Raw genomic sequence first — 15,406 nt, 5'->3', positions numbered from 1 at the left:
GCTATGGCCAATCGCGAGAAGGGTCAGGTGGCGTTCGACGTTGAGGGCAGGACGTATCTCCTCGTCTTCAACGTCAATGCTCTGTGCGAGGTCGAGTACCTTCTAAACCTCTCGACGGACCGCATTCTGGCCGCGCTGATGGTGTCGCCCCCGCTCCATGTCGTCCGCGCCCTGCTTTGGGGCGGGCTGCGCCAGCATCATCCGGAAGTCGACCTAAAGATCGCGGGCGACCTGATCGAAAGCGCGGGTGGTTCCGGCCCCGCTCTTGAGAAGATCGGCGAGGCACTGATGTCCGCCTTCCCTGAGGCTGAGGAAGGCTCGGATACCTCGCGCCCTCAGAAGGGGGCGACGACTGGGATTGGTCGTCGCTCCTAAGATCGTGGGTAGCCTGTAACCAGGACCCAGACGCCTTCTGGCGCTTCACTCCCCGGCTGATCGGTATCGTCCTGGCGGGAGCCTCTGAGCGGTTTGAGCGCGAGCAACAGGGCCGGGCTTGGCTGGCGTGGCATACGGCGGCCCTGCCCCGAATGAAGACCTTCCCGAGGCTGGAAAGCCTGATGGGTATCAAGCGCGAGATGCGCCGCCAGACGCCTCAGGAAATCGAGGCCATCTGCCGGGCCATGGGGGGAGGATAGAATATGTCTAAAGCCGTCGTCGGTTCGCTCAGGGTGGATCTGGGCCTGAATTCCGCGCAGTTCACCGAAGGGCTGACCAAGGCGCAGATCGGCCTTCAGCGGTTCTCAGGCTTGGCCAAGACCGGAGCGCTGGCCATTGCCGGGGCCATGGTCGCAGCCGGCGGTGCAGTCGCCCTGGCGATGAAGGGGATCATCGACCGGGCCGATGAGATGTCGAAACTGTCGCAGTCGATCGGCATCCCGATCGCCGACCTGAGTCGACTGGGCTATGCCGCCGACTTGGCTGGCGTGGACATGGAAGGGCTGGAAAAAGGCGTCAAGCGTCTGTCCGTCTCCATGCTGGACGCGAGCCAGAACATTGATGGAGCGGCGGCGCAGAGCTTTACCGCCCTCGGGCTCAGCGTGCAGGATGCGCAGGGCGATCTGCGAACAGTCCCCGACATGGTCGCGACGATCTCCGACCGGTTTGCGGCCATGCCTGACGGTGTCGAGAAGACCGCAATGGCAATGCGGATCTTCGGCAAGTCGGGCGCTGACCTGATCCCGTTGCTGAACGGCGGATCGGCGGCGCTGCGCGAGGCCTATGCAGAGGCTGAGCAGCTGGGCATCGTGCTGGACGAACGGACTGGCAAGGCCGCCGAGGCGTTCAACGACAATCTAACTCGCCTCGGCGTCGTCAAGGACGGCATCGTCACGAGGATCACAGCCGGGATGCTGCCCGCGCTGCTGCAACTTTCGGAATCCATGGTTGGCGCTGCCAAGAACAGCGACGCCATGCGGATTGTCGGCGCCGCTCTGGGCTGGACGCTGAACAGCCTGGTCACCGTTGCAGTGACCGTGGGGGCCGCTTTCATCGGCGTCGCTTCTGATATCGGGGCGGCGTGGGATGCAGCCAACCGCTTCGTACGGATGGACTTCTCAGGGGGTGTCGCCGCCTTCCGTGCGGGGACGAGCAGAACACAGACGCTTCTCCGGGGAGCGGAGACTTTTGTTCGCGATCTTTGGCGCCCCCCCTCTGGACCGCCCCCCGCAACCCAAGCCCTGAACACGGGCCTGGCTCTCATCCCCCCAGCTGCCCGCGCTGCGACGCAACAGGTCGAGCGTCTGACCGATGCAGAACGCGAAGCGCAGCGGGCCGCAGAAGAGATGACGCGGTCTGGTCAGCAAACCTTTGAGCAAACGAGGACGGCGGCCGAGCAATACGCCGCCCGCGTCGCCGAACTGAACCGTCAGCTTGCGGCGGCGGCGATCAATCAGGATACGTTCAATCGTGCCATGCGTGATGCGAAGGACGCCTTTGACGCCAGCGATCCCAAGACCGCCATGCGCCAGCAGCTCGCCGACGCTGCACGGGACGCGCGTGCCGAGAACAAGGAAGATGCGATCCGGCTGGCGGCAGATCACGAAAAGGATATGCGCGACGCAACCTATGACGGGATTTCCGAAGGCTTACATGCTGCGGCGGACGGCACGCTTCTCGAATATCTGAAGACGCGGATGCGCGAGGCATTGTTCGACAGCGTCGCTGACAGCCTGACGAACCTGATCCGACCAGCCGGCGGCAAAAAAGGTGGCGGGATCTTGTCGTCGCTGACGTCGATGCTAGGCAGCCTGAGGCTGCCGGGCTTCAAGACCGGCGGCAGCTTCAAGGTCGGCGGGTCCGGCGGTGCGGACAGTCAGATGATGGCGTTCCGGGCCACGCCGGGCGAGATGGTCGACATCCGCCGGCCGGGTCAGGACGCAGGCGGCGGGGCTCTGGCGGTGCATGTGAACCCGTCGCCCTATTTCGACGTGAGGGTCGAGCGGGTCGCCGGGCCGCTGGCGGCGCAGGCGGGGCTTCAGGGCTTCAGCGCGGCGCGGTCGCAGGTTCCGGCCGATCTGGCCAAGAACAGCCGGTATCGGACGCGCTGATGGCTGTCCTGCCCCTGCCATCCAGCCCCCAGCCCCGCTCGGTCACGCCCCGGCTGATCACGGCGCGTAATGAACTGACGCCCGCGTTCGGCGGCACCGTCCAGCGGCTGAACCGCAAGGGGTCGCGCTACGCTCTCGCGGTCGAACTGCCGCCGATGAAGTATGTCGACGCCCTGGCGTGGGACGACCTGATGGCCGAGGTGGACACGGTTCTGATGAACGTGCCCCAGCCGGGTCTGGTCATCGGCTCGCCCGGTTCGCCTCTGGTCAACGGGGCCGGTCAATCGGGATCGTCGCTGACGCTCGACGGCCTGACCGGGGGTTATGTGATCCGCAAGGGGCAGTGGCTGTCGGTCGTGATCAGCGGTCGGCGCTTTCTGTATCGCGCGGCCTCTGCGGCGACGGCCTCGGGCGGTGGCACGGTGACCGTGGCGCTGCGGACCATGCTGCGGTCCCCGCCGCCCGACAATGCCGTGGTCGAGATCGCGGCGCCGATGATCGAGGGGTTTGCGCGCATGGCCGATGATGCCCTGGCGGTCGGGATCGAGCATCTGGTCTCGCTGAGCTTCACGATCGAGGAGCGGGCCTGATGGATTCGTCGCTGGTCGCGGCGCTCCAGGGTGATGCGCCGGTCAAGGTCACGCTGGTGCGGATCGCACTATCGTCCGGGGCCGTGTGTCTGACGGACGGCGGGTTCGCCGTGTTCGACGCCGGGTCGGGAAACGAGACCTATTTCGGTGAGCATTCGACCATCGGCGTGCTGTCGTCGGTGTCGTCGATCTCTGACGGGGCTGAGGCGACCACGACGCGGGTCGAAATCGCCCTGTTACCGCGAGACGACACGGCGGCGGCGGCTCTGGGATCGCCCACCAATCAGGGCTCGCGGGTCCAGTGGTGGGAGGGGGTCATCGACCCGGCCACCGGCGGCCTGATCGGGGCCCCGCTGCTGAAATTCGACGGCGAGATCGACAAGCCACGGCTGTCGGTCGGGGATAGCTGGTCGCTGACGCTGGAGTGCGGGACGCAGGCCGAACGCCAGCTGGAGCCGAACGCGGACTGGCGGCTGAACGACGCTTTTCACCAGAGGGTCTGGCCCGGCGAAACCGGCCTGATCAACGTCACGAACACGACGGTCAAGATCTACTGGCGGCAGGCCGCCCCTAACGGCGTGGTGACGAACCGATGAGCCCGACACACCCGTTGATTCGGCGTCAGCTGGCGGCGCAGGCCTGCGTCGAGCGGTTCGCCGGCCGTCCATACGAACCCGGTTCGCGAGATTGCGCCAAGCTGGCCGCCCATGTCCTGCATAAGCTGAACCGGAAGGTGCCTTTCTTGAAGGGCGTCCGGTGGAGTTCGGAGGCGGGCGGGGTTCGGGCGCTGAAGCGTCTCGGCTTCGACAATCTGCTTGAGGCCGTCGATGCGACCGGGCTGAGCCGCATCGCCCCGGCCGCCGCCCTTGTCGGCGATATCCTCGCGCTGCCCACAGCGTCGTCGATCGGCGCGCTCAGTGTAGCAGTCGGCAACGGGCGGGTGCTGGGCTTCATCGACGGCGAACTGGCCGCGACCATCATACAGCCGAGCGATTATGTCGCCGCCTGGAGCGTGCTCTAATGTCCAAGGCGCTGCGGACGGCCGGAACTGTCATTACGATCGCGGCAGGCGTTGCGCTGGCGGCGGTCACGGCTGGCGCAAGCCTCGGCATCTCCGCCGCCGCGCTCGGTGGCATACAGGCTGTCGGTGGGCTCATCGCGGCTGTCGGGACCGCGCTGCAAAAGCCTGAAATCGCATCAGGCAACCCGACCGACTGGGTCGCCGATCCGGACGCGCCGATCCCGTTCGCCTTCGGCCGCGTCGGTGCGGCCGGCAACATCGTGCACCGGACGACGTTCGGGCCGGACCTGATGTACGAAGGCTTCGTCACCGTCCTGTCGGGCGGTGGGCCGATCAACAGCTTCGTCGGCTTCACCGGCGACGACCAGTCCGTGACCTTCGACGGTGCGGGCAAGGCCAACAGCTCGCAGTGGACCGGCGAGATGTGGATGAAGACCAGCCTCGGGTCGCAACCCGCCTCGGCTCTGGTTTCGCCGTCCGGCCTGAAGAACAGCGCCGTGCTGCCCGCCTGGGGAATCGGCTACGCGCTTTCGGGCAAGGCGGCCTATATGCTGGTGCTGGGGGAGAACTCCAAGCGCACGGCCTATCCGACCGGCGAGCCGAAACCGCTGTGGGTGATCGAGGGGCTGAAGCTCTGGGACCCGCGTCTGGACAGCACCTATCCGGGCGGGTCCGGATCGTGCCGGCTGAACACGCCGTCCACCTGGGTCTATTCGACCAATCCGATCCTGTGCGGCCTGAAGTGGGCGCTGGGGCTGTGGGAGGGTCCGACTGGCCAGGGGGCGCCGGGCGTCGACTATCAGGTCGGCGGGATCGGGGCCAAGGTCGAGGGGATCGACGTCCCGGCGTTCGTGTCGGCGGCCAATATCGCCGACGCGAACAGCTGGTCGGTCGCGGCCTATCCGACATCCGATGACGACAAGGCGCAGGTGCTCGACGGCTTCCTGCAGGCGGGTGGCGCCATCTATGCCCAGAAGGCCGGTCGGGTCAGCTGCATCCAGCGAGCCGCCCCGCGCACATCCATCGTCACGATCAGCGCGACCGACACGGCCGGGCCGATGGAGTTCGACACGGCCGCCAGCCGGATCAACCGGATCAACACCCTGCGGCCCCGGTTCTGGTCCGAGGCCAACCGCTGGCAGATGACGGCGATCGATGAGGTCACGTCCAGCACCTATCAGACCGAGGACGGCGGCAAGCGCACGCGAGGGATCGACTTCCCGTTCGTGCCGGGTCAGGTCCAGTGCGGCCAGCTGGCGGCGCTTCAGATCGCCCATACCCGCGAGGGTATCACCGGGACCATCCCGCTGAAGCCGCACCTGCAGCGGATCGCACCGGGCGACGCCTTCACCATCACCGAGGCCGGGTTCGTCCTGAACGCGCTGAAATGTCTGTGTCTGAATACCGAATATGATCCGGCGACGGGGGTGCACCGCGTCACCTTCGTGTCTGAGACCGATGCGAAATACGCCTTCGCCCTGGGCCAGAGCCCGGACGCGCCGGAATCGCCGACGCTGACGCCGGTGATCACGTCCTATGTAGAGCCGCCCGCTTCTGGCGACTGGACCATCACCGTGCGGGCCACGGCCGCTAACGGCACGCGGGTTCCGGCATTCGACCTGGTCGGAGCGGTGTCGAATGCCACGGCCACGGGCCTGCTGGTCGAATGGGGCCTGATCTCAGACTCCAGCGATGCCGGGAACTGGACGATGGCCTATGAGGGTCCGGCCAGCGCGACCAGCGTGCCGATCACCGGCATGAACGCAGGCGCCGCCCTTTATGTCGCGGTCTCGCATCGGCGCGGTCAGAACATCTCGGCGCGGACTCTTTATGGTCCATTGACGGCCGGTGGCCTGATCGGAACAAATGATGCCGCGATCCTGGCCGCGCTGGATCGCATCGCCTCGGATGGATGGCTGACCAGGGGCGAGAAGCCCGAGGTCATCCGGCAGCACGGCTCGATCAACGGCGAGTATGCCGGGCTGGCGGCGCAGGGGAGCGCTCTGGGGCTGTCGACGCAGGTCACCGCCTATTTCGACGCCGTCACCGCCCTGAACACCTATCTGGCGGGCCTGACGCCCGCCTGGAACGACACGGCGTCGGACACCTCCATCGTGGGCACGACGTTCCGGTCGAAGTTCGTCGGCGCGTTGGTGGCCAAACAGGCCCTGATGGACGCCATGTACGGCGACCTAGGCGCCGACGTGACGGCCGCGCTTTCGCGACTGGACGTGATCGCGTCGGACTCGATCCTGTCCGCCGGGGAGAAGGGCGAGGTCATCCGGCAGCACGGCGCGATCAACGGCGAGTATGCCGGGCTGGCGGCGCAGGGGAGCGCTCTGGGGCTGTCGACGCAGGTCACCGCCTATTTCGACGCCGTCACCGCCCTGAACACCTATCTGGCGGGCCTGTCGCCCGCCTGGAACGACACGGCGTCGGACACGCCCATCGTCGGCACCATGTTCCGGTCGAAGTTCGTCGGTGCGTTGGTGGCCAAACAGGCCCTGATGGACGCCATGTACGGCGACCTAGGCGCCGACGTGACGACCGCGCTTTCGCGACTGGCCGCGATCGCCTCGGACTCGATCCTGTCCGCCGGAGAGAAGGGCGAGGTCATCCGGCAGTACGCGCAGGTGACCGGCGAATATACCGGCATCGCGACCCAGCTGAACGCCCTGGGCCTGACCTCGGCGCTGACGACCTTCAACAATGCCTACACCGCACTAGGCGTCTATCTGGGCGGCCTCTCTCCGGCATGGAACGACACCACCTCGGACACGCCGATCACCGGGGCGACCTTCCGGTCGAAGTTCAACGACTACTATCTGGCGCGCGAGGCGGGGCGGACGGCCATCGCCGATCGCAACCACACCGACGCCACCAGCGCCCTGGGCCGTCTCGACATCATCGTTTCGGACGGGTGGCTCTCCCAGGTCGAGAAGCCGGAGGCCGTCCTGCAAGTCGGGGTTCTGAACTCGGAATATGCGGGCCTGGCTGCTCAAGCCTCGGCGCTGGGCGTGACCACGGCGCTGACCAACCACGCGACCACAGTCAACGCGCTGAACGTCTACCTTGCGACCCTGTCCCCAGCCTGGAATGACCTGACGCAGCCGACGCCGATCACGGGCACGACCTTCCGCAGCAAGTTCGCTGATGCGTACGGGACCAAGACCGCCCTGTTGAACGCCATGTCAGCGGCCCTCGGCGCCGGGGTGGATACGGCGCTGGGCCGGCTCGATGTGATAGTGTCCGACGGCTGGCTTTCGCAGGTGGAAAAGCCCGAGGTCATCCGCCAGCACGCCACCTTCAACGGCGAATACGCGGGCCTGTCCGCCCAGGCCGGCGCGCTGGGCGTGTCGATGACCGACCACTTCAACGCCGTCACGGCGCTCAACACCTATCTGTCGAGCCTGAGCCCCGCGTGGGATGATCTGACCCAGCCGACGCCAATCACGGGCGCGACCCTGAGGTCCAAGGTCAACGACGCCTATCTGAGCAAGGGCGTGTTGCAGAACAACATCGCGGCGGCCTTGAGGGGCACTGGGGCTCGCGTCCCGGTGAGCCGGTCGGCCGCCTTCCCCGTCTCGTCCAGCCTGTCGACGCAGATCGATGTCGCCGCCCATAGCGTCGTCCTCGTTTCGGGCGAGGTGATCAGCATCCCCGGCGGCGCCCTGACGGGCCTGACCGCGTCGACCACCTATGGCGTCTTCTACCGATCGGACGAGGGCCTGACCTGCGCCGCCAGCCCGGCGGTGACGCTGATGTCCACCGGCGCGCGCATCTTCCTGGGGTGGCAATCGACGCCCTCAGGCGGCGGCGTCTTCCCCACGCCGCCCACGCCGCCCGGCGGCTACGGCGGCTCGGGCGTTACCTATCAAGAACCCTGATCCGGAGCCAATCATGAGCAAGACCACCCTCGATCGCCATCTCGACGCCCGCGCCGAGGTCGATGCGACGGTCGCAACCCACGCCCGCGCCATCACCGACTGCATCAACGCGGCCCGGGCGGAGGGTCTGTATCCCGATGGCTTGACCGTGAACCTGCAACGCGCCCTGAGCGTGAACCAGATGCTGGCGATCGAGCTGGGGCCAAAGCCTGAGGCGGTCGATGACGTGCCGGTCCCGGCGATCGTCGAACCGAACGCCTAACGCGAACCCGGTTCGCCCCTCCCCTTTAGAGAAACCAGAGCAACGGCAGGGCAAAAACGATAAGGGCCGCGGCGCGGTTGTGGCGGTGAAGAAACGCAAGGGTTTCGCCGAACATCAGGTCCGTCCTCTCAGGGGTGGCCAACCTCCGCTTATCGAGATGAACCTGGTGTGAAGCCCACGCCTTGCGTCGGCTGGCCATCCCTCCCTCAACATCGGCGCGGAGTTTTCGCCCATGACCACGACGAAGCCTCGCGCACCGCGCGCGATCCCGAACCGCTGTCCGGATGCCGAGTCTGCCGACCGGATAGCGGCGGCGATGGAGCGGATCGCCGACAGCCTGGAAGACCTGAAGCCCGCCGCCGACGTGATCCACGACCTGGCCGGGCGGCTGGACCGACTGTGTCAGTTCATGCGGCGGCGCGGGCCGTGGATACTGGCGTCCGCGCCCGTCGTCTTGTCGGCCATCGGGGCGATCACGCCCGAGCTGGCGGCGGGCCTCAAGGCTGCGATCGCCGCCCTGATCTCCGGAGCCGGTTCCGTCGGCTGATTTCTGAGTTCGGGCATCAGCCCGGCGGCGAACCCGGTTCGCGTTTTCACTTTTCCCCAGATTCCAGGAGATGACCATGCCCGGCAATGTCGCCATGCCCGCCAATATTGCCCCGATGCAGGCCCTCGCCTTTGGCGATGAAGGGAGTGCCGCGACGGCGGTGTCCCGGGCCCAGCCGCTACCGGCGACGCTGGATGGTCTGCTGCGCCCGTTTCGTGCGGTGGCCACCTTCAGCCGCCCGGCGGACGCGGTGGCCTATGCAATCGGCGACCTGATCGCCAACAGTACAACGGCAGCGTCGGTCACGCCTCTGTCGTTCACGGCTGGGCGGCTGGACTCATCGAGCGTGCTGCGCAACGCGAACGTCCTGATCACCTCCGTGCGGATCATCGCCAGCAGCGGGGCCCCGGCAATCCTGCCCCGGTTCAGCCTGTATGGCTTGGCCGGTCCGTTCGCCGCAGCCGCCTATCCCGCCGACAACGCCGTGCTGCGCGGGGCAACGGGTGCTCTGACGACGGCGGCGCTGGAACTGGAACAGATTGTCGGCGACGTGACGGCCTGGACCCAGGCGGCTTCCGGGCTGGCCTATGCCGACATCATCCCGACCGTACCCCTGCCGGTGACTACGGACGCGGCCGGCTTGGTGCGCGGCCTGCTGGAGGCCCGCAACGCCGCTACCCCGACCTCGGGCCTGACCTATACGGCGATCCTGCGTGGTCTGCACTGATGCTGGCCGCGCTCTATCCGACTGTTTACTCCCCCAACAAGGGCGTGGGGGACGTCCGCAACTGGGACCGGGCGGGCAACCTTGCGAACCTGCGGGCGGGCATCGCCGCTGTCCGTGCAGGAACGGGCATCTGCAAGATCGACTGCTACGGCGACAGCGCGACCTTCGCGGCCCTGAGCGCGGGCGTAAACACTCGTTCGCAGGGTTATCCAGCCCGCCTTGCCGCTAACCTCGTCCGGCGCGGGCTCTTCGCCGCCAATCAGGATGACTTCGGCGGCCTGGGGGCGTCAGCCACGCTCGCTGACTATACGGCCGCTGAGGCGCGGGGAGCTTTTGGACCGGGCTGGGCCGTAACAGGGCAGGGCTCTCTCGGCGGCAAGTTCCCCAACGCGTCCATCAGTGCGACCGGCGCTCAAACATGGACACCGACGGAACCGTTTAATGAAATCGAGATTGAGTATTTCCGTAACTCGGCAAACGGCAAGATCAATGTAGACATTGGCGGCGCGGTTCTAGCCACCGTCAACTGTGCGGGCAGCGCGGCGATCCAGAGAGCTATCGTTTCGACCGGGGGCGCTACCGCGACAGGCCTCGTCAACCTTAAGAATGATGGGACGGTCGGAACGATCTTCCCGTTCTATGTGCGCACTCGGAACACAGCCCTGAAGGCGGTGGAAGTCAGCAACTTCGGCTGGTCCGCGTCTAAGTCCGGGGACTGGGCCTCAACGGCTCTTTCTCCCTACGACCCCCAGTCGCGCATTGCCTTCAGAGCCCCGCATTGCGGCATTCTCTGCTTGGCTATTAATGACGCGAATGCGGGAACGTCACTGGCGACGTTCATCGCCAACACCCAAGCGCTGATCACGAAGATCAAGGCGACGGGCGACTGCATTCTCGTGACGCCGATGCAATCAAATCCCGCTACGTTCGCGTCGCTGGTCCAGCAACAGACTTACGTTGACGCGCTCTACGCCCTTGCCGACAGCAACAATGTTCCGCTGTTCGACCTAACTAAGCACTGGGGAACCTACGCCCAGCTTGTCACGCAGGACGGAAACGCGGCGGGCATTTACGGCGATGACCGCCACCCCGGCATTAACGGCAGCAACATCTGGGGCGACTGGATCGCGAGCTACATCGCGCGGCTCTAGACCCCCACGCCCCTTCATCAAATGGGGGGGGCTGAAGGATCTGGGCGGCCGTGCGTTGAGATGAATCTTGCGGTCGCCTACCGTCGGTTCAATGACTCCTTCCGACTGGCAAAGATTTCTTCAGAGCGGCCAGAGGTCGGAGCGGGCCGTGGGCCGCCTGTCAGCGTATCTCAACGGATACCTCAAGGCGTCGGACCGACAAGTTCGGATCGGTCATGATTACGTCGCCAAGGCAATCGAGAAACACGGCCTCACGATCGAGCATTTTCCGGTGATGGCGGAAGCGCTAGCAAACGGCGAAGCCTATCATGATCGCCCGCGACACCTGACGTTCCTGTACTTCTCGAGCGGCCATCAGCGATGGTTTCAGCTGACGGTGAAGTGCTGCACGGAGAAACGTCGACTGTTCGTGACGACCTTTCATGGCATGGCGCCCGACGATATTGAGCGAAAGCGGCGGCGCTATCAGGTCGTCTGGCCAGTGCTCAGTTAGTAAAAAGGGGCGGTCGCCCGCCCCTTTTGCGCGGTGGGGACTCCGCTTCCCCCACATGGCACCCGTCTACTTGCCTTAAAACAGACTGGCTACGGCCCGGAGATTCACCGTGTCGCGCGCGAGTGCATAATGCACGAGACGCCCGATAAGGTCCAGTTCGCAAGGTTCGCCTAGCGGCTGACCCACGGCCAGACTGTCAGCCCGATCATCACCGCGACAGCGATGATCATGAGCGTGATCCAAATCCATTCCTCGTGGTCGCGGCGTCGCATTGCGATTCCTCCGCTGATCTTCCCGGCGAAACGACCCGGCGGGCTTGGAAGAGGGTTGGAACCAGCCGGGTCGTCCGCTCCGAGGCCTGATCCTCGTTGCCCCATCGATATGACACGGACGGACGTTGTGCGGCAAACCCTCAACAACCAGAGATGATCAGAAGCCTGATCCCGGTGACCGCTCAGCGTTGATCAATGGCGGCCCGACCTCGCGTGGGGGACGCGGGATAGCCGGGCCGCACACCGGGCTGCAGACGGCCCGGCCTCGACACTCTGCCGATGCGCACGCTGTGCGCCAACCCCCGAATATCGGAGACCACCATGGACGTGCGCGACCTTCAGCGCCGACTGCATGCACTTGGCTGCTATGCAGGGGCGATCGATGGCTCATTCGGCCCGGCCAGTAAGGCGGGACTGAAAGCCGCTCTGACCGGCCCCCGCGACCGGCTGGCTCCCGAACAGATCGCGGCCGTGGCGGCGAGCCTGGACCTGACCCCGGCCCACGTCGGCGCGGTCTATGACGTCGAAAGCCGAGGCAACGGCATGGCGTCGGATGGTCTGCCGATCATCCTGTTTGAGCGCCACTGGTTCGCCCGCCTGACGAGCGGCAAGCACAACGCCTATTCCGCGATCTCCAATTCCAAACCCGGCGGCTATCCGAAGACGCAGGCCGAGCGCTGGGACCAAATGCTCCGCGCGGTCGCTCTCGATCCTAACGCCGCATTGCAGTCCGCCAGCTGGGGGCTGTTCCAGATCATGGGCTTCAACCACGCAGCGGTCGGACAATCGACGCCCTGGGCTTTCGCCCGCGAGATGGCGGCCGGCGAGGGCGCGCACCTTCAGGCCTTTGCCGCCTTCATCAAGTCCAAGGGGCTCGTCGACGAGCTCCGGGACAAGCGGTGGGCCGCATTCGCTCGCGCCTACAATGGGCCGAACTACGCCATCAATGCCTACGACACCAAGCTGGCGGCCGCCTACGCCGCACGGGGCGGAAGATGACCCCGCGCGCTGTGTACCTGGCGCTGGCCGTGGTCGGCGCGTTGGCCCTTCTGACCCTCGGCTACTGCCAGATCACTGGCCCGTCGCGCGAAGCCGCCCGCCAGTCCCGCAACGACGCCACCATGGCCCAGACCCGCACCGAGTCCGCGGTCGAGGCCATCTCCGAAATCGGCGGGCTTCAAGAGCGCGGCCGTGTCACCGAAACCCAAGTCCTGGAGGCTGAGAATGCAATCCGCCAAGCTGCTCCTGCTGACCGCGACCGCGTCGCTCGCCATCGTCTCTGCGTCCTGCAGCACCGTCCCGATTGCGACCGGCTGCTCGGAACTGGCCCGACCGATCTTGAACCGGGAAACGCCGCACGCTGAGATCGGCGACAGCGGAGACGTTGCTCTGGACTGGCAGCTTTATGGCGCCGCCGAGGCCGGCCAACTGACGAAGGCGAACGACGACAAGGGGACCGGGTTCGCGATCATCAATGCCTGCGAGGTCAGGGACGCGACGATCACGGCAAGGCTGAACCGACCGTGGTGGCGAACGCTCTTGCCGGGCTAGCTGGCCCTGTAGAATACCCAGATCCAGCGTCGAGCCCCGGCTCCGCACCTATCCGCAATGCGGCTCGCGGCCCGGCGCGCAACCCGGGTCATCCCAAACACTGGAGTAAGACCATGATCACCATGCGTGCCAAGCTTCACGTCGGTAGCGTTTCGCCGACCGTTCAAACCGATGGCGTCACGACCCAGGAGCGCCTCGTGTTCCACGGCGTCGCTGCCAACAGCTACCCGAACGACGGATCGGACGAGGACAACACCTACGCGAAGTTCTCGCCTTCGGCCCTGTTCGATCTGACGCTGGCCAACCCGGATCTGATCGGCAAGTTCGCGCCGGGCGACACCTTCTACGTGGACTTCACGCCGGTAGAATAGTCGACTGCAAGGCCTGCCCTCGAAGCCCGTCCCGGTCACCCGGGGCGGGCTTCTGTCGTTTCAGCGGGCGCTGGGGCTGTATTTCTTCAGGAGTTCGACTCCGCCCGTCAGTCCATGGTGGGCCGCCCAGTCGAAAGGCTGTCTGAGTTCTATAACGGCGACCCGGTCATTGGTGTCGACGGAGCGCACGATGAAGTCGCGAACGTTTGGCGCCGGACCTTTCAGTTCGGCCAACCAAACGCTCTCGGCTATCTTCGAAGCCTTCCAACTGTCCCGGAGGAGTGCGTACAGATTGTCATAGTTTCGACCTGGCTGGCAGAGGTCGTAGGTGATCAGAAACAGGCCCATCAGGCTGCGCGCGGAAGCGAACGCTGACGTTCGCGTTGCTCGAGCGCCGCGATGGTTGCGGTCGCCTCGGCATGTCCGATCTTCTTCTGGCGGACCTGGTCCTTCAGATAGTCAGGCATCTTCAGCGGGACGTAGACCTCGCGGAGCCAGCGCTTGAATGCCCCAAGCGCCTCTTCGGGGTAGCAGTAGGGCGTTTGTGGATTCGACAGCGACTGCGCCCAATACGCCGGGAAGTGATGGTCATATCGAGCGCGCGTGCCGTAGGTGGCCTCAAGGCCAGCGGACACCCAATGCTTGGACCAGTGACGTCCGACGCTGATGTCGAGCAGAATCCGGAGGCCGGGGTTGATGCCGCCCCGGATCATCGAAGCATAGAGGTCCGCCGTTTCGCGGAAGATGCAGAAGAACCCGGCCGGCACCTGATCGCTGACGAGATCGAGCCGGTCGGTGAAGATCTTCCACGACCGGTCGGCGGCGCCCGCGCCGGTCATCCATTCCAGCACCCACTGGGAGACGAGGACGGCGAAGCGGGGCGAGGCCCACTGTGCGAGGTGGATGGCGACCTGGGGGTGGACCCAAGTACCCTGCAGCGTGGCCACACCGCCCGAAAGCGATTGAACAAGGACCGTAGTCGGAATTCCGACCTCGGTCGCTAGGGCGTCGAGGAAGTCCTTCGTTGATCGGTTTTCACGGTAGTGTTTGAACTCGCGGCCCGCGGCCTGGCACATAGCCGTGGCGTTGATGTAGCCGTCCTTCGCTCGCTGCCCGATGATGGAGCCGCGATAGTCGTGGGGGATGAGGTCGAGCCTCGGTTGTGTGGGAGTATTCATGGTTGTCGTCGTCCTGTCGGCCCTTCCGGGTCCGCTAAACGGATCGTTGACGACCACCCCATCAGAGTGCTTACACTCCGCTTGAGAGCTGGTGGTAGTCGCTGCCGGTCGATCCAGACCCCGGCAATATCGTCAGAAGTAGAGGCCGTCGGCGCGCCAACGCCGGCGGCTTTTCTTCATCAAATATCAACAGTCATATGGGGCGCAGATGCCTAACCAATGGTCAACGGGCTTGACTGTGGAATTCGTATCGAATCACCGCAGCCGCGGGGGATGAGCCTGTGCAAAAGCCCTGCTGCAGGGTGCGCTGGCTTCCGCTGAAGGCTTGCAAGAAGCCGTGATCGGGAACGACCGCATGAAGCGGCAACCGCAACAGCGTCAGAACATCTCGACAGCTTGATTGGTTTGGGGCGGGTAACACCAGAAGGCCATACGCCCGCCGCACCGCCAGCGTTTGCAGCGGACGGACCTCCCCCAGAGAACGTAATCCCAGCCCTTCGCGGAAGCCGTCACCTCAAGATGGACCGGCATCGGCAAGTCGCATTGCTTGCACCGGGCGATGACCAGAAAGCGGTGCTGGCGCAGGTCGGCGAGCGTCGGCGCCCGATCCCGCCACATGGCAGGCGTCCAGTTTCCGTAACGAGGGTTGTGCGCCAAACCGGCCTCCAGCGACCGAGGGCGGCATAGAGGCGAACCCGGTTCGCGGGCAAGCGGAACGTGAACCTAACAAGAACGCACTACGGGACTATTCCGGGACTTTCGGTCCCGGAGAGGACCGATCTTCGCCGAATGTTCCCATACCCACAAAAG

The 15,406-nt window shown here is 65.5% G+C and carries 17 protein-coding genes; 15 read left to right on the top strand and 2 right to left on the bottom strand.

Annotation, left to right across the window (positions count from 1 at the left end; genetic code table 11):
- Positions 1 to 3 precede the first annotated feature (3 nt).
- From ACP7A5_RS08450 to ACP7A5_RS08380, 15 genes are all read left to right on the top strand, one after another.
- Positions 4 to 375, top strand: coding sequence for a hypothetical protein (locus ACP7A5_RS08450; protein ID WP_426041503.1), 372 nt, complete (start codon positions 4 to 6; stop codon positions 373 to 375).
- 263 nt (positions 376 to 638) lie between these two features.
- Entirely contained in the window at positions 639 to 2,546 is a 1,908-nt protein-coding gene (locus ACP7A5_RS08445) for a hypothetical protein (protein WP_426041502.1), read from the top strand.
- Positions 2,546 to 3,136, top strand: a complete 591-nt coding sequence (locus tag ACP7A5_RS08440; RefSeq protein WP_426041501.1) for a hypothetical protein — start codon at positions 2,546 to 2,548, stop codon at positions 3,134 to 3,136. Before ACP7A5_RS08445 ends, ACP7A5_RS08440 begins: the two co-directional genes overlap by 1 nt.
- Positions 3,136 to 3,732, top strand: coding sequence for a hypothetical protein (locus ACP7A5_RS08435; RefSeq protein ID WP_426041500.1), 597 nt, complete (start codon positions 3,136 to 3,138; stop codon positions 3,730 to 3,732). The genes ACP7A5_RS08440 and ACP7A5_RS08435 overlap by 1 nt, the downstream gene beginning before the upstream one ends.
- A complete protein-coding gene (locus tag ACP7A5_RS08430) occupies positions 3,729 to 4,157 on the top strand; it encodes a DUF6950 family protein (protein WP_426041499.1) in 429 nt (142 codons plus the stop codon). The genes ACP7A5_RS08435 and ACP7A5_RS08430 overlap by 4 nt, the downstream gene beginning before the upstream one ends.
- The gene (locus ACP7A5_RS08425) at positions 4,157 to 8,044 is read left to right on the top strand and encodes a hypothetical protein (RefSeq protein WP_426041498.1); all 3,888 of its coding nucleotides are present in this window, start codon (positions 4,157 to 4,159) and stop codon (positions 8,042 to 8,044) included. The genes ACP7A5_RS08430 and ACP7A5_RS08425 overlap by 1 nt, the downstream gene beginning before the upstream one ends.
- Before the next feature lie 13 nt (positions 8,045 to 8,057).
- Complete coding sequence (locus ACP7A5_RS08420; protein WP_426041497.1) at positions 8,058 to 8,306, top strand: hypothetical protein; 249 nt, start codon at positions 8,058 to 8,060, stop codon at positions 8,304 to 8,306.
- 232 nt (positions 8,307 to 8,538) lie between these two features.
- On the top strand, positions 8,539 to 8,853 hold the full coding sequence (locus ACP7A5_RS08415; protein WP_426041496.1) for a hypothetical protein: 315 nt from the start codon (positions 8,539 to 8,541) through the stop codon (positions 8,851 to 8,853).
- Positions 8,854 to 8,929: 76 nt separating this feature from the next.
- A complete protein-coding gene (locus ACP7A5_RS08410) occupies positions 8,930 to 9,580 on the top strand; it encodes a hypothetical protein (protein WP_426041495.1) in 651 nt (216 codons plus the stop codon).
- Complete coding sequence (locus ACP7A5_RS08405; protein ID WP_426041494.1) at positions 9,580 to 10,731, top strand: SGNH/GDSL hydrolase family protein; 1,152 nt, start codon at positions 9,580 to 9,582, stop codon at positions 10,729 to 10,731. Before ACP7A5_RS08410 ends, ACP7A5_RS08405 begins: the two co-directional genes overlap by 1 nt.
- Positions 10,732 to 10,879: 148 nt before the next feature.
- Complete coding sequence (locus ACP7A5_RS08400) at positions 10,880 to 11,224, top strand: hypothetical protein (protein ID WP_426041493.1); 345 nt, start codon at positions 10,880 to 10,882, stop codon at positions 11,222 to 11,224.
- Between the two features lie 593 nt (positions 11,225 to 11,817).
- Positions 11,818 to 12,495, top strand: a complete 678-nt coding sequence (locus tag ACP7A5_RS08395; protein ID WP_426041492.1) for an N-acetylmuramidase domain-containing protein — start codon at positions 11,818 to 11,820, stop codon at positions 12,493 to 12,495.
- Positions 12,492 to 12,860 carry a hypothetical protein gene (locus ACP7A5_RS08390; RefSeq protein ID WP_426041491.1) on the top strand — a complete coding sequence of 123 codons (369 nt, stop codon included), beginning with the start codon at positions 12,492 to 12,494 and terminating at the stop codon, positions 12,858 to 12,860. The genes ACP7A5_RS08395 and ACP7A5_RS08390 overlap by 4 nt, the downstream gene beginning before the upstream one ends.
- On the top strand, positions 12,835 to 13,047 hold the full coding sequence (locus tag ACP7A5_RS08385; RefSeq protein ID WP_426041490.1) for a hypothetical protein: 213 nt from the start codon (positions 12,835 to 12,837) through the stop codon (positions 13,045 to 13,047). The genes ACP7A5_RS08390 and ACP7A5_RS08385 overlap by 26 nt, the downstream gene beginning before the upstream one ends.
- A gap of 113 nt (positions 13,048 to 13,160) precedes the next feature.
- Positions 13,161 to 13,418 carry a hypothetical protein gene (locus ACP7A5_RS08380; RefSeq protein WP_426041489.1) on the top strand — a complete coding sequence of 86 codons (258 nt, stop codon included), beginning with the start codon at positions 13,161 to 13,163 and terminating at the stop codon, positions 13,416 to 13,418.
- A 60-nt stretch (positions 13,419 to 13,478) separates the two neighbouring features.
- On the opposite strand, the gene ACP7A5_RS08375 is transcribed toward ACP7A5_RS08380, so the two are convergent.
- Both ACP7A5_RS08375 and ACP7A5_RS08370 read right to left on the bottom strand, forming a co-directional pair.
- Positions 13,479 to 13,766, bottom strand: a complete 288-nt coding sequence (locus ACP7A5_RS08375) for a hypothetical protein (RefSeq protein WP_426041488.1) — start codon at positions 13,764 to 13,766, stop codon at positions 13,479 to 13,481.
- Positions 13,766 to 14,596 carry a KilA-N domain-containing protein gene (locus tag ACP7A5_RS08370; RefSeq protein ID WP_426041487.1) on the bottom strand — a complete coding sequence of 277 codons (831 nt, stop codon included), beginning with the start codon at positions 14,594 to 14,596 and terminating at the stop codon, positions 13,766 to 13,768. The genes ACP7A5_RS08375 and ACP7A5_RS08370 overlap by 1 nt, the downstream gene beginning before the upstream one ends.
- Positions 14,597 to 15,406 lie beyond the last annotated feature (810 nt).

The organism is Brevundimonas sp. TWP2-3-4b1, from assembly GCF_049897665.1.
Lineage (GTDB): Bacteria > Pseudomonadota > Alphaproteobacteria > Caulobacterales > Caulobacteraceae > Brevundimonas > Brevundimonas subvibrioides_B.
Note: the sequence above shows the minus strand (reverse complement) of the source record. Positions and strands in the feature narration are given on the sequence as shown.